This window comes from Parabacteroides sp., assembly GCF_977054455.1.
In genome coordinates this window covers 58,257-82,035 of record NZ_CDRTCT010000028.1, presented here as the reverse complement: position 1 = coordinate 82,035, position 23,779 = coordinate 58,257, and the positions used below count along the sequence as shown (strand labels likewise).

Below are 23,779 nucleotides of genomic sequence, written 5' to 3'. Positions count from 1 at the left end.
CTACCTGAACCGGAACAAAGGGAACGGAGCCTGGAGCAAGGCTAAAAGAGGTCCGTCCACACTTTAATTAAAAATAGGACAGATAAAAACAATATTACATTATAAACAAATACGTTAGTTCTTGATGAACTATGGTATTACTGAAATAATTGAAAAAGCAACTTCCCAGAACCGCCTGCAGACTATGTTTTGTGCAAAGATGTTAACCGGCCGTTTCTGTTTAGTATAAAATTAGGTTATCGTTTCAGGTCTGAAATACCGAAATAGGACAATTGTTCGGGTCTCCGGGATAAGAGGGATAAAAAAGAAATTATGCGATAGATTTTAATTTTAAAGGGAGATTGAGCGATTGTAAATAGAAAACATTTATCTTTGTCCTCATTAATAACCTGAGTCCATCAAGAACTCAATAACGCAATTCTATTATGGCAGAAAAAGATCCCAAGATGCACAGCATTACCGGCACACTGACTCCCCTGATGCTAACCGAACGTGACGACGACTACAATTTCAACGTCACATACCTTGCAAACCGCTCCATCAAAGACATTTGTAAATTGACCGCCAACAAGGGCAGCAAATACACTGCCGCCCAATACGAGTCGATGTATATGGATTTATTCGAGACAGCCAAGGAAGAAGTCTACTCCTCTTCTACCGTCGAATTCGGTTTTACCAACAACTCGATCGGCGTCGACGGTCCGCTCATCGGCACCAGACCGTCGTTCGATCCAGCAGTCAACAGCGTCACGCTCCGCACCTCTGTCCGGGCGGAAATCAAGGAAGATCTGAAAAAGATCAGCGTCATTATCGGCGAGATTGCAGTCAACCTGCCAACGATCAAGGAGATTACAGATATCACCAGTGGCACGATTAATGACAAACTGACTCCCGGCGGCCTTCTCAACGGCAAAGGCGAACGTACCAAGATTGACGGCGAAGAAAGCGATCCCGTCGGATTCTTTTTCGTCAACACCGAAACGAAGGCAGAAACAGCCGTTCCCAAAACTTCCCTCTCCCGCAACGATCCGTCAAACTTCTCAATGCTTATCCCGCAATTGGCCGATGGCACTTATTACTTAGAAGTAGCGACACGCTTTTCGGGCGGCAAAAAGGGCAGTTTGCTGAAAGAAGTACGTCGTAACCGTTATCCCTACCAACTGACAGTTGGCAACGGGGGAGGAGAAGATGAACGCCCCGGAGAGTTATAAGATCCCCGGCGCCGCCTAAGGCGCCGTTCAGCGCCTTAGGCGGCGCTGTCGACCAACACAGGCGGCGCTGTACAGCGCCTTAGAAGGCGCCGGAACGCGCCACTATAGCTTTACCCTCAAAACACAGTTACACATTAATCAATAACAATAAGATCATGGTTATTTCTGCATATAAAACGAATAAGTATAGGGTTTTCTTTCTTCTGATCTTCGTATTCCATGCAATGCTTGTCAACGGTTCCATATTCAGCAGGCACAAACAGGAAGCACACACCACAGGTACCGGCGAATACACCGAACGCCCGTCGTTTATAGAGGTTTACCCTTTTGAAATTGCTGGGATCAGTTTCACGACCTTCCTTCTCGTCTTGTATATAATGAAAGAACGTAGGCACAAAAAAGAACTGCGTAAGATTCGGGCCGAACTGGCCATCGCCCTTGATGCCGGCTATATGTCCGTATGGCGCTACAATGTCAAAAAAGACAGATTCAGATCATTGCATCGTGCCACGATCCCTGAAAAAGGCATGACGAAAAAAGAGATGAAAGACCGGATACATCCGAAAGACCGCAAAAAATATGATGACTTTTTCGACAAATTAATCTCCGCCCAGCAAGAAAGGGTCAGCGGAATCTTCCGCCTCAATTTCAAAGAAGAAGAAAACTGGTATGACATACATGCCATCGGCCTGCAAGACGAGACCGGGAAAATCGGCCATATCATCGGGACGGAGCACAACATCTCCGAGGAAATGAAACAGAAACAAGATTTTGAAAAGAACCAGCAAATGCTGGATTTTATCTTCAATGCCGTCAAGATCATGCCTTGGGAATATGATGCCGCAAAGCGGGTATTTAACGTAAGCGATAATTTCGCACAACAATATTATGCTTCCCGCAACTCGATACGGATTGATGAACTCCTGCATTTTATACATCCTTCCGACCGCGACCTCCTGATCGATGGAATTGACGATATGGTTTATGGGAACAGCCAACTGATGATCATACAAATACGAACGAGGTCAGAACTCCGGAACGAATACAAATGGTTTGAAATGCAAGGTGTCGTTTACCGGAAAAACGAGGAAGGGCAAGTCACCCACATCATCGGCCTCAAGCATGACATCACAGAACAGAAACATAACGAGGAACTAATCCGCCTGCGCGAAAAAGCCGAAGAGTCGAACCGCCTCAAAAGCGCTTTCCTTGCCAATATGAGCCATGAAATACGGACTCCCCTCAATGCCATCGTCGGTTTCTCCTCGCTCATGGCCGAAACAGAAAACAAAGAAGAAAGGGCCGAATTCAGCCGGATCATACAGGGAAATAACGACCTGCTCCTCCATTTGATCAATGATATTCTGGATATGTCGAAGATCGAATCCGGGCAGATGGATTTCAAGTATTCGGACGTCAATCTCAGCGACATCTTCCAGAACCTGGCATATACCTTCCGCTTCAAAATAAAGGAAGGAGTTCATCTATCTTTAGAGCTGCCCCGGGAACCGTTCATCCTGCATACCGAAAAAAACCGGCTGATACAAGTCCTGTCCAATTTCATCAGCAATGCTTGCAAATACACCTCCGAAGGTTCCATAACGGCCGGATATGAAGTGGATGAAAAAGAAGTCTATTTCTTCGTGACCGATACGGGAAAAGGCATCGATAAAAAAGACCTTCCGCACGTGTTCGAACGTTTCGCCAAATTCGATGCCTTCGTACAAGGGACCGGCCTGGGGCTTTCGATCTGTGAGCTGATCATACAGAACCTGGGAGGCAAGATCGGAGCGGAATCGGAACTGGGGAAAGGATCGACGTTCTGGTGTACGCTCCCCGTCACGCATCCGGAAACGGAATAATTCTCAAAACAAAATCCTGTTCACCAATAGCCATAATTTAGGCACAGATTACACATCCGTGCCTAAAAGATCATGATCAAGGTGTCTGAACACCTCCTAAATCAGGCCTGCTTCAGATCACTATGCCTCAAGCATGCATCACCAGCAACGGCGTGTCGGTGTGGAACAACATCTTACGGGCGATAGAGGGGTTGAACATGCGTGCCAGGATATTCCGGCGATAGGTGCTGAGCGCTATCACGTCGATATGTTCGTCCCGCACAAACTTTTCGATCGCCAGCAGCAGGTCGCCATCGGCCAGCACCGTATGGGTGATATGGGCCTCCGGATACTGCTTCTTGAAATACTCGTTGACTCCGGTCAGGCGGATTTCATTCCACTCGTCTTTGCTTGTCGAGATATTGAACAGGTGGATGTGCACATCGTACGGTTTGATGATCTCCATAAACTCATCGAACGCCACCAAGTCGCGCTGGTTGAAGGAAGTGGCAAAGGCTATATTCTTGGCTTCGCCCAAATCATCAAACGGCACGTTTTCAGGAATGGCCAGGACGGGAACCTTATTCACCTCGATCACTTCACCCGTGACGCTGCCGATCAGATCCATGTCTTTCTGGCTCTTTCCACGAGTCCCCATCACGATCAACGACGGATGGTATTCCTTGCTGTAAGCGATGATCTCTTCTTCCGGCAAACCTTCGCGGAGCACATAATTGTATTTCACTTTGGGAAGTTCGCCAGAGTGTATCTTGCGGCTGATCAACGTACAGATGTTTTCCATATCGATCTGGACACGCTTCAGGACATTCTGTGCCGTCTCTTCCTCGTTCACCTGGTAAGCCAGCGTGTCGCCCATCGGAATGGCGGACGGGAAATAGGGACTGAAATAAGCGTGCATGATCATCACTTCGGCCCCGACTTTATGGGCATAGTTGATTCCCAATTCACACGCTTTGATAGAGTAGTCGGAAAAGTCTATCGGTATCAATATCTTCTTTTCCTGCGGACCGGCTTTTTCCTCTTGTCCGGCATCTTCGCTGAGCCATTTGCTGTCTTCGATGATACGCAAGGCATGAGGCAGATCGCTTTCTTTAATTCGCACACGTACACCAGCCGAAACTACCGGTTGGATTTGGTTTACATTATGTATGTAGACTTCAATCCCCTCTGTTTCAAGCATCGTTTTGAGAATCTGAGCTTTCTCGAACGTGTGAATCGCTAACGTTACTAATTTATCTTCCATACTCGTGTGTTTTTATGAGTTAAACAATCGGAAATCACTGAATGTTGAGTAAAAAAAAATCCCACAGCGTCTTTTTAGATTCAGCTATGGGATTTCTTTGTGAGAATGAATTTCTTTACGCTTGCTGTGCTTCCGATACTTCTTCGTTTTCAGCAAGTATCTGCAAAGCACGTTCGAATATTGTGGTATCGTCCAATACTACCAGACCTCCGTCAGGTCCCGGTTCAATATGTATTCCACAACTTTTGCCATCTTTAAAATTATGCCCGCCGAAGTAGTTGCGAACCGTTTCAACAGAGATTCCCAGTTCATCAGCAATACGGTGAGTACTTCCGTCAGGCAGGCTGTCTTTCAGTCTGCGAAGTTCATTAAATGTAATAGTTCTTGTCATGGCTTCCTTATTTTGAAGGTTAATTACTTTGTTTTATTTCGTGCCACTAACTTAGTCATTATAAATTACAGCAACAAAATTATTTCGTGTAAATAATTATGCTTTACGACATGTATCACTTGTGCAGGCAAGCCGCAAGCGGTACATTAAAAATGACAATAATCAGGATCGTCACATATATCGCATAGACTATGAGACGGATACGTTTCTTCGAATATAGCGGTTCCCGGTTGTTCGCTGCCGCAGGCAATAGCTTTGAACGGCTGAAAGAATAGAGCTTATAAACCAGATAACCGAAGAACACGCCCGAAATGGCACCCGGCACGATATCCGAAATGAAATGGACTCCGAGATAAACCCGCGTATAAGCGGTAAGGGCCGCCCAGAGAAAGATCGTCCAACCGAACAGCTTATCCCGCATAATCAATGCCATAAGGGTTGCGAAGCCGAAAGCGTTCGCAGCATGGCTGGAGATAAATCCGTAAAGTCCTCCCCGGTATCCGAAGACCGTTTTCACCTGATCCATAAAATCAGGATGATGAGTCGGGCGGAAACGGGTAAAGATAGGCTTACAGATGTGGGAAGCAAACTGGTCGCACAACGTAACGACCAATACGATCGCCAACAGGATCAGTAAGGATTCGCGCCAGTTTTTTTTATAGATCAGGACCAGCAGGATCAGAAAGGCCAACGGCAGCCAAACTGCCTTTCCTGTGAAAATCCACATAAAACGATCCAGAAAAGCAGAGTCGCTGCCGTTAAGCGCAAAGAACGCGTCGCGTTCGTAAATCAGTATTTTTTCAACCATTGAAAAAGGAGATTTGTGATTTACAATTTATGATTTATGCGTCGATGATAAATCATAAATCATAAATTTTAAATGATTTCCATGTCTTTGCTCGGCATCCATCCGACATTTCCATCTTCCATTTCTATTTCATTCCAGTCTCCCAACTTGCTTTTGATGGAAACTTTTGTTCCTTCATGCAGAATAAACAAGTCGGTTCCGCTTGCATCGGGAGAACTTTTCACTGTCACTGTCGGAGCAAACACGATGGCGCTCTTCCGGTTTACCAGCTCGTCCTTCTGGTTACCGGCAAAGATATTGGCAAAGATGACCAACACCAGGAATACCAGTCCCAGATAAAACCCGATCTTTTTCAAATGGATCCATTTGGAGAAGAAGAACAGGATCAGGCATCCGATGAACAGGATAAAGCAAACGATACCGGTCTGCGCCCACGAATCGGCAGCCCCCATGTTCTGAACCTTGTCGAACCAACGGTGGAGGAAGAAATCGCCCACCGGCTCGATCTTATCGACTGACTTCTGACGTGCCAGCTGCAAGTTGAAACGGATATCCCCGTCTCCCGGATCCAGCAACAAAGCCCGCTCGTAATTCAGGATGGCAGGAGCAATCTTATTCTCCTTATAATAGGCATTCCCTAAGTTATAGTAAATCTCGGCCGATTCGCCATGCGTTTTCAGAAGCCCTTCGTAGAGTTCGATAGCCTTGCCATAGTCTTCTTTCGTATAGGCAGCTTCCGCTTCTTTGATCACCGCCTCCTGAGCAAATGCACCTAAGGCAACGAATTGAACCAGGAGGAAGAATACGATCTTTTTCATATTTATATTCATCTTCATCGCGTTACTTTTTAATTGTATTTTCCATTTTGCCAATGGCATCCACTGTCAGTTCATATAACTTATCCATCGCATCCGAAGCCTGTGCCGGAGCATAGCGGGCAAACTCGCACGTGTTCAGGATATCCATAAATTCTTTGATCAAAGCGTCGTCCACACCGTATTTCGCCAGTTCCGTTTCGACATTATCCTTTGTCAGGTTGGCCTGCGGGATGCTCAGTTTGTCGCTCAGGTAGCCCCACAAGGCGCGAAGCACTTCGTCATAGAATTCTTCTTTCTTGTTTTCCTTCATCAACTTGCCGGCATTTTTCAGACGTCTTACAGCCATCTTATTGGCTTTCTTCGTACGCACCAATGCCAAGTTGGAATTCTCTTTCACTTGCTTGCGGTAGATGAAGAAGAAGACTACGAACAGTATTGACGGGATCAGATAACACATATAGTACATGAACGAACCGAAGAACAGTTCATTGTTCGGAACAAAATGGATATCGTTCACTTTCAGGTAGCGGATATCCTTGCCTAAGTACTTAACGCTTTCCTTGTTGCTGAAGTTAGAAACGACAGGAGATGTTCCACCCCCCTTGCCCTGCTCTACGTGCAGCTTGTAGGGTTCGGATGTAATCGTCTTATAAGAATCGGTCTTCGTGTCGAAATAGGAGAATGCGATAGCCGGAATTTCAAAATCGCCTGCATAACGCGGGATGGCCATGTATTCGATCGTCTTCGTACCGGAAGATCCAGCCGTGGTAGTCTTGATGTCTACCTCCACTTTCGGATCGTACACGTCGAAATCGTTCGGGAAGACAACTTCCGGGTTCTTTATCAACTTGATGTTCCCATTGCCGGAAATAGTTACTTTTATCGTAACCGCATCATCTGTCTTTACATTATTCGAACTGATACTGGATGTCATCGAATAGTTTCCGACTGCACCCGAGAACGAGGCTGGTTTACCGGAAGGCAACGGTTTTACTTCAATACTGACAGGAGAAATAGGAACTGTTCTATTTACATCCACATATCCGGCATCTTCAAAGAAATCGAAAACGCTTCTCGGTCTTTGCGACTGGACCTGGACACGCATAGCGACATCCAGACTACCGCTCGGTATCGTTATTTTGCCGGAACGCTGCGGAAAAAGCACTGCTTGTTTGATGATAATCGTTCCATAGTTCGTCCCATTGTAGTTTTCCAATGTCAACTGCCGATTTTGAGGCAATTCAACTTCTTGAGTCAAAAACCCTTCAAACTCCGGCAATTTTACTTGATTAATACCGACCACATTTGCCTTTCTTGGATTCGCATACAATTTATAGGTAATCAGAAATCCTTCCTGTTCATAGACATTCTTCTTAGAAATATTGGCAGTTATGAAAAGATCATTCTTGCCAACAGCCGAAGAAGCGGAAGCATTTCCCCCGCCCTGCGCCGAAGCCTCTTCCGCCTTATCGGGAGGAAGTACTTTTACAACCAATGCGTTAGATGTGTAATTGGCGCCTTTGACCTTGATTGTTGCCGGCGCGATGTTGAAAGTACCCTCTTTCTTCGGTTGGAGGATATAGGTAAACGTCAATGACGTTTCGGTGGTCATTTTACCGTTAATAATCTGGGTACTCATATTTGTGGAAGTAGACGGCCCGATCAATACCTCGAAGTCCGGAATTTCCGGTACACGTATATCCTTACCTTCCGCATTCACCGTGTACGACAATCTGAAAGTTTCTCCCATAACGACAGCTTCCGGAGCAGAAGCCTTGAACGTCACATCCGTCGCTCCGGCTACCACTCCGAAAGTTGCAAAGAGAACAAATAAGAAAACTAATTTCCTCATTCCTCAATCCTTATTTTTTAATTCTTACTTCTTAATTCTTAATTCTTAATTTTCAACTACCACTCCTTATCCGTGCGATGGCGCTGCTGCTGTTGAGCCTGCGCTTTCTTCACCTTCTCCTGAGTGTCCTTTTCATCCTGCAGGAAGGCATCCAACATCTGCTGAGCATTGTCCTTGCTCATCTGTTCTTGCTGCTGCGGTTGTTGTTCCTGTGTCTTATCCTGCTTCTTGTCATCCTGCTGTTGTTGCTGGTCCTGATTCTGCTGCTGTTGATCCTGTTTATCCTGATCTTCCTTCTTGTCTTCGTTCTGATCCTGATTCTGATCTTCATTTTGCTGATTCTGCTGATCCTGCAACAATTTTTGTGCCAAAGCCAAATTATAACGGGTTTCATCGTCTTTCGGGTTCAGCCGCAAAGATTGTTTGTAAGCTTCGACACTTTTGGCATACTCTTTATTCTGCATGCCAATATTTCCGACATTATGATAAATTTCCGCCAAGCGGGCTTTGCCTTCGGGAGTTTCGATCATCTTCTCTCCCTGTCCGGCTATCAACTGGTACTGCTCGGCTGCTTCAGGAAATTTCTTCTGCTTATACAGGGCGTTCCCCAAGTTATAAGTTCCTTCGGATGAACGCGGGTTCACTTCCAAGCTTTTCCGGTAGGCGATTTCCGCCTCGGTAAACTTCTCCGTCTCATACAGTTTATTCCCCTCCCGCACATTCTTACGTTCCGCCTTCTGGGCAAACACAGCTCCACTGCAGAACATGAATGCCGCCATCCATATAATCGATTTTCGCATACGTTTCATCTTGTCCATAGCATTAAGAGAATAATTTTACTTTTCTGAATATACGGTTCTTGCGGTCCAGCGTCATGAAGTCCACCAAAAGCAGAATCAATGCGATCCAGGCAAATGTCTGGAAACGTTCGTCATATTCCGAATAGACTTTGCTGTCCAGTTCCGATTTATTCATTTTATCGATCTCTTTTTGAAGTGCGCGAAGCGCAGAATTGGTATTGTCGGCACGGACATACGTCCCATGACCGGCAGCAGCAATCTCCTGACACATCTCTTCATTCAGTTTCGTGATCACCACATTTCCTTCCTTGTCCTTCATGTAGTTGTTGTTACCGTCCACCGGGATCGGAGAACCTTTCGGATCCCCCATGCCGACAATGTTTACATGAATGCCTTTTTCTGCTGCTGCGGCAGCGGCTTTCACGGCATCGTCTTCGTGGTTCTCACCATCGGTAATCAGGATAATCGCCTTGTCCGATGTCTCGCTCGGCGTAAAGGAACGCACCGCCAAGTTGATGGCAGCGCCGATAGCCGTACCTTGCGTCGAGACCATCGACGGGTTGATGGACGAAAGGAACATCTTGGCCGAGACATAATCGGAAGTGATGGGAAGTTGCGTGAAAGCATCTCCTGCGAATACGATCAGTCCGACCTTATCATTCGAAAAGCCGTCAGTCAACTTGGACAACATCTGTTTGGCCTTGGACAGACGATCGGGCGAAACATCTTCCGCCAACATCGAATTGGATACGTCCAGACAGACCATGATCTCCACGCCCTGACGCTTCACTGTCTCCAGTTTGGAACCGAACTGCGGCCCGGCCATAACTATGATAACCATCGTAATGGCTCCGAACAACAGCCAAAACTTCAGATGCTGGCGCTTGGGAGATACCTCCGGCATCAACTCTGCCAACAATTCGGGATTACCATATTTCTTTATCGCCTTCTTCTTCAAGATGATTGCATACACATAGAATGCAACCAGTACGGGAAGCAGAAAGAGCAAGTATAAAAAGTCCGGATGTGCAAAACGAAACATAAGCCTTTTATATTTACGGTATATTTCTTAACAATGTATTTCTCAATAATATCTCGACCAGCAAAAGCGAGAACAGCAGAATCGCCCAATTCTTGTACTCTTCCTGTTTTTTACTGTATTCCTGGACGCTGATCTTCGTCTTCTCCATCTTGTCGATTTCCGAATAGATCTCTTTCAGGCTGGCATTATCCGTCGCACGGAAATACTGTCCGCCGGTCGTAGCAGCAATCTGTTTCAGAGTCGGTTCGTCGATCTCCACGTCGACATCCATGTACTGGACACCGAAAGCTGTCTGGAACGGATAAGGCGCCTTGCCCTGCGTTCCGACGCCGATCGTATAAACACGGACCCCGAACGTCTTGGCTATCTCGGCGGCCGTCACCGGAGCGATCTCGCCCTGGTTATTCACACCATCCGTCAACAGGATAATTACCTTCGACTTGGCCTGGCTGTCTTTTATACGGCTGACGGCGTTCGCCAGTCCCAGACCGATCGCCGTCCCATCCTGGATAATGCCCGGCTGGACATCCTTGAAGAGATTCAGCAAGACCGTATGGTCGGTTGTCAAAGGACATTGCGTGAAACTCTCTGCCGCGAACACGACCAAACCGATATTATCGTTCGGACGGCCGTTGATGAAAGAGGACGCCACATCTTTGGATGCTTCCAGGCGGTTCGGTTTCAAGTCCTGCGCCATCATACTGGTCGAGATATCCATTGCCAGCACGATGTCGATACCTTCCGTCGAGGAATTCTGCCAACTGTTAGTCGACTGCGGACGCGCCAATATCACGATCAGGACAGCTACCGCCGCCATACGCAAAATGAAGGGGACATGCCGGAGCCAGACTTTCCAGGAGCTTGCCCCCGGAGCATCGAAACCTTCCGTAGACGATACCTGCAAACTTGCCTGATTCTTGCTCAGTTTGTAGACGTACCATCCGATCATCGGGATCAGCAACAATAACAAATACAGATATGTAGGATTTGCAAATATCATCTTATTCTTTACTTCTATTTGAATCGTTTATTGTATCAGTTTGCGTCTCGTCGAGACGGTGCCCGCCGTTCAGGCGAGAAGATGCGTTACGTTCAGGCGAGATGACGCGCTGCGTCTCGTCGAGACGATGGATTGCGTCTTGCCCGGACGGGACATCCTGTTCCGGTTCGGCAACGGTTTCCACCTTCGTCTGGTTGATGAACAGATAAGCGTTCATCAAGCTCAAGTCGTTCTCATCAGGCAGCGGATTCATCTTCGCGAACTTCACGAAATCGGCCAGTTGCATGATCTGTTTCAGGCTTTCATAGACAGAAGTCGCCTCCTGCTGCTTGCGGATGATATCGAGTATCTCTCCGGAAGTCATTTCCATCGCACTGATGCCGAAGCGGTCCACGATATAGCGGCGCAACGTATCTGTAATCAATGTATAATACTCCTTGCTGCGCCCCTGTTGCCAGAGCTTCTGCTGCTTGATCTCGTCGAGTTCCTTGATCGCCTGCTCGTGAGGCGGAAGTTTCGGTTCCGGTTTCTTGAACGGCAGGATGGATTGACGGTTACGCATACGTTTGATCACGTAGGCAACCACACAAATCAGGAACAGAGTCAGCAACACACCGAATATCCAGGGATAGTAATCGGCCAATACAAAAGGTGGCTTCCAGACGCTTTTGATATCGTAAAACTCCTCCGGTTTGTCGGCATTGACAGGAACTGTCGACACCTTCAAGGCCACCTGGTTGGAGTAAACGGTATCCGGCCCGTCGATCACCATAAACGGAGGCAACAGATAAAGGGAAGAGTCGAAAGAGGTCACCAGCAAGTCCTGCTTGATCAGCAGGCGGTCGTTTTCGATCAAGGTGGAGTCCGCTTTCGGGATTTCCAGCACCTCCACTCCTGCCATCAACGTGTCGCGTGGAATGACGAGCCGGACGGCTTTATCTTTGTCTGTCGTTACCGTCAAATGTAAAACAGTCTGCTCTCCGATCAGTATGGCGGCAGAGTCGACACGAACGTCAACGAGCGTCTGCTGCGCATACGCTTTCCCGCCAGACAGGAATGTTCCACCGGCAAGTACAAGTAACAGAATGCTTTTCTTTATTAATTTCATTTGTTTGCTTTAATTACGTTTGTCAAAAAGAGCAATCAATGCTTTCACATAATCATCTTCCGTACGGACGGAAACCGAATCGACGCGGCACTTCTTGAACGAATCGCTCATAGCAGCCTGCCGGCGGTCCCACCACTCCTTATAGGCGGCCCGTACACGGGCGGACGAGCTGTCTATCCAGCGTTCCTGTCCCGTCTCCGCATCCTTGATCTTCATCAACCCGACAGCCGGCAGTTCCGTCTCGCGGCGGTCGTACACCTGTATGGCCACCACGTCATGCTTGCGGTTGGCGATGGTCAAGGCATCCTTGAACCCGTCCTTGTCGATAAAGTCGGAGATCAGGAAAGCCGTACAGCGCTTCTTGATCGCATTGGTCAGATATTTCAATGCCTGTGCGATATTGGTCTGCTTTTCATCCGGCTGGAAGTCGATCAGTTCGCGAATGATATACAAGATATGTTTCTTCCCTTTCTGAGGAGGAATAAATTTCTCTATCTTGTCGGAGAAGAACACCACGCCGATCTTGTCGTTGTTCTGGATAGCCGAGAAGGCCAATGTCGCCGCGATCTCCGTAATGATTTCTTTCTTCATTACATTCACGGAACCGAAGTCCCTGCTGCCCGACACGTCGATCAGCAACATCACCGTCAACTCCCGTTCTTCTTCGAACACCTTCACGTATGGGCGGACGTAACGGGCAGTCACGTTCCAGTCGATATCGCGGATATCGTCTCCGTATTGATACTCGCGCACTTCGCTGAATGCCATACCGCGCCCTTTGAACGCCGAATGGTATTGCCCGGCAAAGATATTGCGTGACAAGCCGCGCGTCTTTATCTCAATCCGTCGAACCTTCTTTAATAGTTCACTTGTTTCCATTTTTCTTATTGCTGACAATTAAAAACTGCCTTCCTCCGGTTCCCGGATTTCCGGCAAGTCCCGAAAAGACAGAAAGGGTTTTTTAAGGGACTTCTACCTTATTCAGAATTTCGCTGATCACCTCTTCGGATGTCAGGTTATTGGCTTCCGCTTCATAACTTAAGCCGATACGGTGACGCATCACGTCGTGGCACACTGCACGGATATCTTCGGGGATCACATACCCTCTGCGTTTGATAAAGGCATATGCACGGGCAGCCAATGCCAAGTTGATGGACGCACGCGGAGAGGCTCCGAAGGAGATCATGTTAGCCAGGTTTGCCAAACCATGTTCCTGCGGGAAACGGGTAGCAAACACGATATCCACGATATAGCGTTCGATCTTTTCATCCAGATAAACTTCCCTGACAACCTTGCGGGCTTCGAGGATCTCATCTTTCGTCAGGATCGGTTTGATATCCGGCTTCACTCCGGAGATATTCTGACGGATAATCAGCTTTTCTTCCTCTTTCTTCGGATAGTTGATGATGACTTTCAGCATGAAACGGTCCACCTGTGCTTCAGGCAACGGGTAGGTACCTTCCTGCTCGATCGGGTTCTGGGTCGCCATTACCAGGAAAGGAGACGGCAACTTGTATGTGTTTTCGCTGATGGTCACCTGACGTTCCTGCATCGCTTCCAGAAGGGCGCTCTGCACCTTTGCCGGAGCACGGTTGATTTCATCCGCCAACACAAAATTAGCGAAGACGGGACCTTGTTTGACTTGGAATTCTTCGCTTTTCTGACTATAAATCATCGTACCGATTACGTCGGCCGGCAGCAAGTCCGGCGTGAACTGGATACGGCTATATTTCGCATCGATCAATGATGCCAGCGTCTTAATGGCCAACGTTTTTGCCAATCCCGGCACACCTTCCAGCAGGATATGGCCATCTGAAAGCAGACCGATCAATAATGATTCAACCAAATGTTTCTGTCCAACAATTACCTGGTCCATACCCATCGTAATCATGTTCACAAACGAACTTTTACTTTCAATTCGCTCGTTCAACTCACGAATGTCTACTGTCTGACTCATAGATTTTCTTCAATTATATTGTTACTATTTTTACGTGCTTTTTTAAGATGCACAAAATTAGAAATGTTAAATTCGTATTCTGCACTTTCGCAGTTAAATAATACTAACCTGCGCAGAACTATTTTGTTTTATTTTACTTAAAAGGGAGGGTTTTCGTTACAGTTTGCCACTCAGTATCTCGGTCTGGCGGGCAGCGGCTTTTTCGACGGAAGAACGGTCACGACGGTCGATGCCATACATTTCCGGCGCAGGCACCTCGATCACAGTGCCGATAGGCACGTTGTTCGGGTCTTTTATGACGTTTTTGTTGTACTCATACAGATATACCCAGAACAATTTGCTTCCGTAATACTTCAACGAGATCAGCGTCAGACGGCTCCCCGGCTCTATCTTAACGCGGGCAATGACTTTAGGCGAAGCGGTCTCCGGCTTCGTTGACGTATCCAACGTATCGGGACGAGCTGCTATCACAGGCTCTTCTGCTTGCGGAGTGCCAAAATCAGATGATACGGAAAGCGTGTCTTCCAGCATAGGAAGGCCATCCTCCTTGACAACAGCAGTATCTTCAACCAAAGAAACGGAATCTCCCACGGCAGTATCATTCTCCCAAAGAGCCACCTTCTTCTTTAAATCAAGCATCTCCTTGTCCTCTTTAGAAAAGAAGAAAATATTCAGGGACAAACAAATGCCGAAACAAGCCAGAAAAATAACGATTACCCAAATAATCAATTTCAATTTGTTACGGGACATATCCACCCCTACGCTTGTCTCCGAATAGCGGGCTATTTCACCCTCTTCTTTTACAGAATAAGCCGGTTGGCCTGCATCCGGAGTTCCAGGAGTCTCTGCCGAAAATCCGAGAATCTTCGAAGTTTCATCAAAACTTCCAGCAGGCTCGAACACATCGGGAGTTTCAGAGGTTTCAGAGGTTTCAGGAGTTTCAGAGGCTTCTGGAGTTTCAAAGGCTTCTGGAGTTTCAAAGGCTTCTGGAGTTTCAAAGATTTCAGGAATTTCAGGAGTTTCCGGGATTTCCGTCCTATCAAGAATCACCTCTTCCTCAAGCAAGCGTTTCTCTTCAGGCATCACCTCCTCGATCGATTCATCTTCCGTCTCTTTTATTTCCGGTTCGTCGGGCACGATATCCATATCGGTAAAATCGACATTCTCACCCAGTTCTGTCGTTTCAAAAAAAGAGAACGGCTTATTGACAAGTTCCCGCAGATCCTTATCCGGCAGGAAAGAAAACTTATAATGTTCCGGGATCACGAAACGTTCACCCGTATTCACATGAATACTTTCACGCTTCTCCACAGGTATGATTTTAAAAGTGCCGAGCCCCTTGACCTTTACCAGCTTATCCGTATAGACCCCTTCCGACACGACCGCTATGAATTCCCTCAAAAAGCGCTCGGAACTGCTCTTGTCTTTCCCTGTATATTCGGCCAACAGACCGGCCAAATCCTGTATTGTCAACCGGTTATTCATGGTCGCCTAACTCTTTTAGTTTATTCTTGACGGTCGTTCCGGGCTTAAACACCGGAACAAGTTTGGGAGGAACCAAATACCGTTTGCCGTTTGAAGGATTGACCGAAATCCGTTCCGCTTTCTTTTTCACCTCGAACTGCCCGAAACCCTGCAGGTATATGGTATCGTTATCGACCAGGCGCGAACTGACTACGGTACTCAGGACAGAAAGCGTTTCTGCGACTTCCTGTGCACTCCAGCCCATACGGGCGGCAAGTTCGGTAACCAGTTCCTTATTTTTCATATCCGCATCCATTAATAGATTATGCAGCTATATTAGTTATTTTTTCGTAAACCGGCAAACTTATTTGCAGTTTTTACATCAAATTAAAATACACTTCCATACAGGTCGAATGCCTGCGCATCGTCAATCCGTACATTATAAAACGTTCCGGGGATCAACGGTTTCTCTTTAGAGACAAGAATCTCCGGATCGACCTCCGGTGAGTCGAATTCCGTACGGCCGACATAGAAGTCTTCTTCTTCACGGTCGATCATCACCTTGAATTCCTTTCCGATCTTGAAATTGTTTACTTCCGCCGATATGCCTTCCTGAACGCGCATCAAATAATCCAAGCGTTCTTGCTTGACTTCCGGATCGATATCATCGGCATAATGCTTAAACGAATAGGTCCCATCCTCATGGCTGTAGGCAAAAGCGCCCATGCGTTCGAAACGGGTTTCCTTTACGAATCCGACCAGCTCTTCAAAATCCTGTTCGGTTTCCCCCGGATGGCCGACCATCAAAGTCGTACGCAGATGAATGCCTGGGACTTCTTCCCGCATCCGGCGTATCAAGGCGTATGTTTCTTCTTTCGTGATGTTACGGCGCATTTTCTTCAACATCGGGTCGCTGATATGCTGAAGGGCGATATCCATGTATTTGCAGACATTACCGCGTTCACGCATAACCCGGAGCAAATCATAAGGGAAATGAGACGGATAACCATAATGCAAGCGAATCCATTCCACTCCCGGAATATCGGAGATGCGCTCCACCAGTTCCGGCAATGCATGGCGCTTATACAAATCCAAACCGTAATAAGTCAAATCCTGAGCGATCACCTGAAATTCTTTCACACCCTGTTTCACCAACAGGCGGACTTCCTTCTCAACCTCTTCCATCGGTACGGACTGGTAACGCCCCGTGCTGATCGGAATGGCGCAGTACGAACAGGTACGGTCACACCCTTCGGCGATCTTCAGGTAGGCGTAATGCCGGGGAGTGGTCAAGACACGGTCGGCAGCCAATTCGCGATGGTAGGATTTGCCCAAATCGTCGAGCAGCTCTTTCCAGTTGAACTTCCCATAGAAACGATCGACTTCCGGCAATTCGTTTTCCAGGTCTTTCAGGAACCGTTCGGAAAGGCATCCCATGACAAACAGTTTGCCGATCTTCCCTTTCTTCTTGGCTTCTCCCAGATCGAGTATCATATTGATCGACTCTTCCTGGGCATCCCCGATAAAGCCGCACGTGTTCACAACGACGATTTCACCGTTGATCTTGTGAGGATCATGTTCGACGTCGTACCCGTTCGCCACGAACTGACGCATAAGTTGCTCCGAATCCACCAGGTTCTTCGAACAACCCAGCGTTATAATGTCTACTTTATTTTTTCTCATATTGATGGTACAAACACCCTTTTATTCTCCGAAAAGGGAGTTTACAAATTCTTTCCGATTGAACACCTGAAGGTCTTCCATTCCTTCTCCCAAGCCGATGTACTTGACAGGGATACGGAAATGATCTGAAATGCCGATCACTACGCCGCCTTTGGCTGTGCCGTCCAGTTTGGTAACCGCCAACGCGTTCACCTCGGTTGCGGCAGTAAACTGCTTGGCTTGTTCAAATGCATTTTGTCCGGTAGAGCCGTCCAAAACCAACAAGACTTCGTGCGGTGCATCGGGAACCACTTTCTTCATCACATTCTTGATCTTGGTCAGTTCGTTCATAAGATTGATTTTGTTATGTAGGCGACCGGCGGTATCGATGATAACCACATCCGCCCCGTTCGCCTTTGCCGAACTCAACGTGTCGAATGCCACCGAAGCAGGGTCAGAGCCCATCTTCTGCTTCACGACAGGCACTCCCACCCGTTCACTCCAAATCACCAATTGCTCCACGGCTGCAGCGCGGAACGTATCGGCAGCTCCTAAATACACATTCTTGCCGGCTTTCTTGAACTGATAAGCCAGTTTGCCGATCGTGGTCGTCTTGCCTACACCGTTCACACCAACGACCATGATGACATACGGTTTCTTGTCTTCCGGAACCGTAAACGACTCCAAGTCTTCCGTATGGTTCTCCGTAAGCAGGGAGGCGATCTCTTCACGCAAGATCGCCGTCAGCTCGCCGGTCGTCACATATTTGTCTCTGGCTACGCGGTCTTCGATACGGGAAATGATTTTCAGCGTAGTATCTACTCCGACATCGGAAGTGATCAGCACCTCTTCCAGATTGTCCAGGACTTCATCGTCCACCTTGCTCTTGCCGGCAATAGCCCTGGTAATCTTAGAAAATACATTTTCTTTTGTCTTAGATAACCCTTTGTCCAGAGTTTCCTTTTTTTCCTTACTGAAAAAGCTAAAAATACCCATATCTTATATTGCTTAATTTATTTCTTTTCTGAATGAGTGCGCTAAATTACTAAATAATTCTCAATTTTCAATTTCTCAGTCCATTCTCTCCTTGTAGTCTTCGTAACCGAACTCCCTGTACATCACGAGCCGGTCTTCCTTGCTCCACAAAGCCAAGGAAGGATGCGGGATCCCGTTGAACATGGTCGTTTTGACAACGGTATAATGGATCATATCTTCGAATATCAATTTATCACCCACTTTCAAGGGCTGCTCGAAAGACCAGTCGCCCATGTAGTCGCCGCTCAGGCAGCTGTTTCCCCCGATACGATAAACCGGATTCCCTTCCTCCGGCTCTATAGCCCCGCGAATCACCGGTTTATAGGGCATTTCCAGACAATCGGGCATGTGGCAAGTGAAAGAAGCGTCTATGATCGCAGTCTTGATGCCATGATTCTCCACGATATCCACCACCGTCGTCAGCAGGAATCCGGTTTGCCATGCAAATGCGCTTCCCGGCTCCATGATGATTTCGAGATTCGGATATTTGGCCTTGAACGACCGCAACAATCCGATCAGATGCTCCGTGTCATAGCCTTTTCGCGTCATCAGGTGGCCGCCTCCCATATTCAACCATTTGATATGCGGCAGGAAACGGCCGAAACGTTTCTCCACTTCTCCCAACGTCTTTTCCAAATCATACGAGCTCGATTCGCAAAGCGTATGAAAATGCAAGCCCTCGACACCGTCAGGCAGCTTGTCGCCCAAAAGGTCGCTGACCACTCCCATCCGGGACCCCGGCGCACAAGGATTGTACAAATCCGTTTCGACATCCGAATATTCCGGATTGATGCGCAGGCCGCACGACACGCGGTTGCCGTCCGCTTGCACCATCGGATAGAAACGTTCGAACTGCGTGAGCGAGTTGAACGTCACATGGCTGCTGTATCTTAAAATCTCCGGGAAATCCGCTTCCGTATATGCCGGCGAATAGGTATGCGCCCGGCTACCCATCTCTTCAAAAGCCAGCCTGGCTTCAAACTTCGAACTGGCTGTCGAATACGGGATATATTCACGTACGATAGGAAATGCTTTCCACATCGCAAATGCCTTAAAAGCCAAGATTATATTAACGCCAGCCCTTTCCTTCACCCTCTTGATCAGTGACAAATTACGGCGAAGCAACTCTTCTTCCATCACATAACAGGGGGATGGTATCATATTGAAATCTATCATCCGGTAAGTATTTTTCTTTAATTCTGTCGGACAAAGATACGGAATAAAAAGCGAAAAACAAGTGAGGGGCTTATCGCCTCTTTTCTCTTCATTAACAATTATTACCACAAAACGCATACCTTTATCTACTAAAAAAAAGTAGATTTGCGAAAAGATAGTAAACTGTAATTCAAAAAACAACAAAGCAATGGAAAGACTGACAGCACAAGAAGAAAGTGTCATGTTGTATATCTGGAAATTAGGATCGTGTTTCATCCGTGACATACTGAACGAAATGCCCGATCCGAAACCGCCCTATACCAGTGTGGCATCGGTGGTCCGGAATCTTGAAAAAAAGAAATATGTCACACCGAAGAAATTCGGGACGATCACACTCTTTTCCCCACTCGTAAAAGAAGCGGAATACAAGCGTACCTTCATGTCGAATGTCGTACAAAATTATTTCACCGGTTCTTATAAGGAAATGGTCTCCTTCTTCGTCCGCGACCGCAAATTATCCAAAAGCGATTTGCAGGACCTGATGGATCAGATCGAAAAAGAAGAATAATCTATTATTATAAAGATATCGATATGATAACTCCGATACTTATCTACTTTCTTAAGGTAAATCTGGCGTTGGCATTTTTATACATCTGTTATCGCCTCCTGTTCCGCGACGATACGTTCTTCAGGTTACGCAGAGGGGTGTTATTGTCGATTTACCTGATCGCATTCCTTTACCCTTTGCCGGACTTGAGCGGTTGGTTGTCGACCCAGACAAGCGTAGCGGGTATAGTCGGCTACTATTCGGGGTTGCTACCTAAAGAAACGGTTCTGGCGGCAAGTGATGAAATAGCCGCCTCCGACTGGAAAGAAACCGGGCTCAGGGTCCTGCAAGCTATCTGGCTGGCAGGAGCCGGCCTGTTGCTGTTCAGATGCCTGGCGGAGCTGTCCGCCGTTTTCCGTTTACACGCGAAATGCAGGAAAATCACTTTGAACGACACCGAAGTTTGTATCCTGCCGGAAGCGGAAGCCTCCTACTCTTTTTTCGGTTGGATTTTCATTTCATCCGACCCGCAACAAAGGGAAAGGCTCGATGACATCCTGATCCATGAACAAACGCACGTCCGCCAATGGCATTCGGTCGACATGATGGCCGGTGAGATCGTCTGCATGGTCTGCTGGATAAACCCGTTTGCCTGGTGGCTAAAGAAAGAAATCAGCATAAATCATGAATTTATCGCAGATGAGCAGGTCATGCTTGCCGGATTCGACAAGAAAGAATACCAGTACCATCTGATCGGAGTAAAACATCCCAATACGGCTATTACAAGTTTATATAACAATTTCAGTGTCTTACCACTTAAAAAGAGAATTACTATGTTAAACAAAAAAAGGACGAACAACGCCAGAAAAGTAAAATACCTGGCGCTGGTTCCAATGGCCGCAGGCTTGCTATTGCTCAATAATATCGATGCGATGGCACGTGTATTGAATGAAAAGGTAGCAGAGGTCATCCAACAGCCGGCTTCTCTCGCAGCAACCACTGTTTTCGAAATGGAGACTGCCGATCCGCTTCCACCGGACAAGGACAAGATTCATGAAACGTGTGATATCATGCCCGAATTTCCAGGTGGGCAAAGTGCATTGTTGCAGTTTCTTGCTAAAAGCATAAAATATCCGGTAAAAGCCCAGCAACAGGGAAAGCAGGGAAAAGTGACTGTCACATTTATTGTTGAAAAAGACGGAAGCATTACAAATGCCAAAGTAATACAAGCCCTATATCCCTCATTGGATGAAGAAGCTTTACGGGTTGTCAATTCAATGCCCAAATGGACTCCGGGAAAGATGAAAGACGGAAAAGTTGTCCGTGTGCAATATACCGTCCCGTTAACTTACCGGTTACAGTAGCCTAAGACAGTATTTCCCTTTTTGAGCAGGACACAAAAAAGGCATGCAATCTTCAAAAATGCTGCCAGGCGATAAACGAAGATCACATGCCCCACGCCCCTCTCAGAGAGGGAGATATTTTTATTCGACAATTGTCAAGCGTGCAAACTTCAAAAGCAGTTGTTTCTGGCCGAAATGGGCAAACGAAACGGTTGCTTTCGCATTGCCACCTTCGCCTTCAATGGCAGTCACCTCACCATCCCCGAAACGGTCGTGCCGGACTTTAGCCCCGACATGCAAGCCCGACAGGGCCGGGGCAGAAGACAAAGACGAGGCCGGAGACGAAGAAGCCGTTTCCATCTGTGTCAGACGTGCCTGCCGTCCGACTGCCTGAGCGACCGGAGAGACATAAGCATCTTCTTCCATAGCCTTCGGTTGCCGGAAAGCAGAGGAAAAAGCCGAAGGACGACGAGTGCCAGCAAACAAACCGTCGGCAACGGTATCTGCCGACGTATAAATATATTGGGTATCGATGTCTTTCAAGAAGCGGCTGGGTGAGCACATCGCACTCTGGCCATTCCGGTAACGGCTTTTGGCGTATGTCAGCACACAATTTTCTTCCGCACGGGTAATGGCAACGTAGAAGAGGCGGCGTTCTTCCTCCACCGCCCTCGGATTGTCCTTCGACATGGCGGATGGGAACAGGTCCTCTTCCAGCCCGACAATGAAAACATTCCTGAACTCCAGCCCTTTGGCTGCATGCACCGTCATCATCGTCACCTTGTTTGCCTGTTCTTCCTTATCGTTATCCTGATCTGTCAACAGCGATACCTCAGACAGGAAGTCGGCTAGCGAGATGTGTTCCGCCCCTTCCTCACGGCGTATCTCGCAAAACTCGGCAATACCTTTCAACAACTCCTGCAAGTTTTCCTGCTTGCTGATTCCTTCCACCGAACGATCCTGAAACAAGACACCGACAATGCCGCTTTCCTTCACCACCACAGAGGCGATTTCTTCGGCAGAGAGTTTGACATTCCGTTCGATAAAACCGGAAATAAGTTCCCGGAAATCGCTTAGCTTTTTCGCTGTGCCGTTATTAACCGGCAGGGCGTACCCGACAGGATCGTTCAACACGGTCCACAAGCTGATATTATGTTTCGTGGCGGCAGCCGTCAGCTTATCCAATGTCGTATTTCCTATCCCGCGAGCCGGATAGTTTATCACACGTTTGAAAGCCTCCTCGTCATGCGGGTTTATAATCAGGCGAAGATAGGAGATGACATCCTTCACTTCTTTCCGCTGGTAAAAAGACAGGCCACCGTATATCTTATAAGGGATTCCCCTTTTACGCAAAGCCTCTTCCAAAATACGGGACTGTGCGTTTGTCCGGTAGAGGATGGCAAAATCGGCATAATCATAATCCCGCATCCTCATTTCGTTAATCCTACCGGCAACGGCATATCCCTCTTCATAATCGGAATAGGACGAACAAACGGTCAACTTGCTGCCCACTTCCTTTTCCGAATAGACGGTTTTCCGGATCTGCTTCGTGTTCTTATGGATCAGGCTGTTCGCCGCATTTACGATATTCTGCGTCGAACGGTAATTCCGTTCCAGTTTGAAAATGCGGCAACCCGGATACTGGTTCTTGAATTGCAGGATATTATCGATATTGGCTCCCCGGAAAGAATAGATGCTTTGCGCATCATCTCCAACCACGCAGATACGCCGGTGCATTTCGCATAAGCGCTGCACGATCTGATGCTGGGCAAAGTTCGTATCCTGGTACTCGTCCACCAATACAAATTGGAAAAAGTTCCTGTACTTCTCCAATACGTCCGGATGATCACGGAAAAGGATATTCGTTTGCAGCAGCAAATCGTCGAAATCCATCGCCCCCGCTTGCAGGCAACGGTTCTGATACCGCTTATATATCTCACGTAGCAAAGGGACTTTCGAATCTATATCATGTTGTACCAACTCCTTGTTCTGCTCGTACGCCTTATAGGTGACAAGCGCATTTTTTGCATTCGAGATGCGGCTCTGCACCATTCCCGGCCGGTACGTCTTGTCGTCAAGCTGCATCTCCTTCATGATGGAACGGAGCAGGCTTTTAGAATCGGTCGCATCATAAATGGTAAAATCGGACGGATAGCCGATACGCTCCGCCTCGTAGCGGAGTATGCGGGAAAAGATGGAATGGAACGTCCCCATCCATAACCGCCGTGCCGTCTGTTCGTCCGTCAGGGAGGCAACACGCTCTTTCATCTCGCGTGCCGCCTTATTGGTAAAAGTAAGCGCCAGAATACTTTGGGGTGGCACCCCTTGTTGCAAAAGATAAGCTATCTTGTAGGTCAGCACGCGTGTCTTTCCCGACCCGGCTCCGGCTACCACAAGCGAAGGCCCGTCGGTATAGACAACCGCTTCGCGCTGACTTTCATTCAATTGTTGCAGATATTCTTCCACGTATCTTGTATTTTT

Annotated in this window: 21 protein-coding genes; 4 read left to right on the top strand and 17 right to left on the bottom strand. The window is 47.5% G+C overall.

Features of this window, described 5'->3' with window-relative positions:
- Window positions 1-425 precede the first annotated feature (425 nt).
- Window positions 426-1,211, top strand: coding sequence for a DUF4469 domain-containing protein (locus tag ACW6QF_RS14610; protein ID WP_456088351.1), 786 nt, complete (start codon window positions 426-428; stop codon window positions 1,209-1,211).
- 155 nt (window positions 1,212-1,366) lie between these two features.
- Window positions 1,367-3,073 (top strand): PAS domain-containing sensor histidine kinase, encoded by a 1,707-nt coding sequence (locus ACW6QF_RS14605; RefSeq protein ID WP_456088350.1) that lies wholly within the window; start codon window positions 1,367-1,369, stop codon window positions 3,071-3,073.
- Between the two features lie 127 nt (window positions 3,074-3,200).
- Here the strand turns inward: ACW6QF_RS14605 and ACW6QF_RS14600 are convergent, their stop codons facing one another.
- The 16 genes from ACW6QF_RS14600 to nspC form a co-directional block, all read right to left on the bottom strand.
- The gene (locus tag ACW6QF_RS14600) at window positions 3,201-4,316 is read right to left on the bottom strand and encodes a universal stress protein (RefSeq protein WP_298552511.1); all 1,116 of its coding nucleotides are present in this window, start codon (window positions 4,314-4,316) and stop codon (window positions 3,201-3,203) included.
- A gap of 115 nt (window positions 4,317-4,431) precedes the next feature.
- Complete coding sequence (locus tag ACW6QF_RS14595; RefSeq protein ID WP_298552509.1) at window positions 4,432-4,707, bottom strand: DNA-binding protein; 276 nt, start codon at window positions 4,705-4,707, stop codon at window positions 4,432-4,434.
- Window positions 4,708-4,822: 115 nt separating this feature from the next.
- Entirely contained in the window at window positions 4,823-5,515 is a 693-nt protein-coding gene (locus ACW6QF_RS14590; protein WP_456088349.1) for a phosphatase PAP2 family protein, read from the bottom strand.
- A 68-nt stretch (window positions 5,516-5,583) separates the two neighbouring features.
- Complete coding sequence (locus ACW6QF_RS14585) at window positions 5,584-6,351, bottom strand: tetratricopeptide repeat protein (protein ID WP_298552505.1); 768 nt, start codon at window positions 6,349-6,351, stop codon at window positions 5,584-5,586.
- A gap of 4 nt (window positions 6,352-6,355) precedes the next feature.
- The gene (locus ACW6QF_RS14580) at window positions 6,356-8,185 is read right to left on the bottom strand and encodes a BatD family protein (protein ID WP_298552503.1); all 1,830 of its coding nucleotides are present in this window, start codon (window positions 8,183-8,185) and stop codon (window positions 6,356-6,358) included.
- 56 nt (window positions 8,186-8,241) lie between these two features.
- Window positions 8,242-8,994: a tetratricopeptide repeat protein gene (locus ACW6QF_RS14575; RefSeq protein ID WP_456088353.1), complete on the bottom strand. Its 753-nt coding sequence runs from the start codon at window positions 8,992-8,994 to the stop codon at window positions 8,242-8,244.
- 13 nt (window positions 8,995-9,007) lie between these two features.
- Entirely contained in the window at window positions 9,008-10,027 is a 1,020-nt protein-coding gene (locus tag ACW6QF_RS14570; protein WP_456088348.1) for a VWA domain-containing protein, read from the bottom strand.
- A 13-nt stretch (window positions 10,028-10,040) separates the two neighbouring features.
- Window positions 10,041-11,027: a vWA domain-containing protein gene (locus tag ACW6QF_RS14565; protein ID WP_298552498.1), complete on the bottom strand. Its 987-nt coding sequence runs from the start codon at window positions 11,025-11,027 to the stop codon at window positions 10,041-10,043.
- A gap of 1 nt (window position 11,028) precedes the next feature.
- Window positions 11,029-12,135, bottom strand: coding sequence for a hypothetical protein (locus ACW6QF_RS14560; RefSeq protein WP_456088347.1), 1,107 nt, complete (start codon window positions 12,133-12,135; stop codon window positions 11,029-11,031).
- Between the two features lie 9 nt (window positions 12,136-12,144).
- Entirely contained in the window at window positions 12,145-13,014 is an 870-nt protein-coding gene (locus tag ACW6QF_RS14555) for a DUF58 domain-containing protein (protein WP_298552494.1), read from the bottom strand.
- An 82-nt stretch (window positions 13,015-13,096) separates the two neighbouring features.
- Complete coding sequence (locus ACW6QF_RS14550) at window positions 13,097-14,092, bottom strand: AAA family ATPase (RefSeq protein ID WP_298552491.1); 996 nt, start codon at window positions 14,090-14,092, stop codon at window positions 13,097-13,099.
- Window positions 14,093-14,248: 156 nt separating this feature from the next.
- Window positions 14,249-15,577, bottom strand: coding sequence for an HU family DNA-binding protein (locus tag ACW6QF_RS14545; RefSeq protein WP_456088346.1), 1,329 nt, complete (start codon window positions 15,575-15,577; stop codon window positions 14,249-14,251).
- On the bottom strand, window positions 15,570-15,860 hold the full coding sequence (locus ACW6QF_RS14540) for an HU family DNA-binding protein (protein ID WP_298552487.1): 291 nt from the start codon (window positions 15,858-15,860) through the stop codon (window positions 15,570-15,572). Before ACW6QF_RS14540 ends, ACW6QF_RS14545 begins: the two co-directional genes overlap by 8 nt.
- Before the next feature lie 83 nt (window positions 15,861-15,943).
- A complete protein-coding gene (rimO, locus tag ACW6QF_RS14535; RefSeq protein WP_456088345.1) occupies window positions 15,944-17,239 on the bottom strand; it encodes a 30S ribosomal protein S12 methylthiotransferase RimO in 1,296 nt (431 codons plus the stop codon).
- Window positions 17,240-17,260: 21 nt separating this feature from the next.
- A complete protein-coding gene (gene ftsY / locus ACW6QF_RS14530; protein ID WP_298552482.1) occupies window positions 17,261-18,214 on the bottom strand; it encodes a signal recognition particle-docking protein FtsY in 954 nt (317 codons plus the stop codon).
- A 75-nt stretch (window positions 18,215-18,289) separates the two neighbouring features.
- The gene (nspC, locus tag ACW6QF_RS14525) at window positions 18,290-19,429 is read right to left on the bottom strand and encodes a carboxynorspermidine decarboxylase (protein ID WP_456088344.1); all 1,140 of its coding nucleotides are present in this window, start codon (window positions 19,427-19,429) and stop codon (window positions 18,290-18,292) included.
- Window positions 19,430-19,616: 187 nt separating this feature from the next.
- Between nspC and ACW6QF_RS14520 the strand changes: the two genes are divergently transcribed.
- Window positions 19,617-19,976 carry a BlaI/MecI/CopY family transcriptional regulator gene (locus ACW6QF_RS14520; protein WP_298552478.1) on the top strand — a complete coding sequence of 120 codons (360 nt, stop codon included), beginning with the start codon at window positions 19,617-19,619 and terminating at the stop codon, window positions 19,974-19,976.
- Window positions 19,977-19,999: 23 nt separating this feature from the next.
- Window positions 20,000-21,319: a M56 family metallopeptidase gene (locus ACW6QF_RS14515; protein WP_456088343.1), complete on the top strand. Its 1,320-nt coding sequence runs from the start codon at window positions 20,000-20,002 to the stop codon at window positions 21,317-21,319.
- A gap of 120 nt (window positions 21,320-21,439) precedes the next feature.
- Here ACW6QF_RS14515 and ACW6QF_RS14510 read toward each other — a convergent pair whose 3' ends face one another.
- Window positions 21,440-23,764 carry an ATP-dependent helicase gene (locus ACW6QF_RS14510; protein WP_456088342.1) on the bottom strand — a complete coding sequence of 775 codons (2,325 nt, stop codon included), beginning with the start codon at window positions 23,762-23,764 and terminating at the stop codon, window positions 21,440-21,442.
- Window positions 23,765-23,779: the final 15 nt, after the last annotated feature.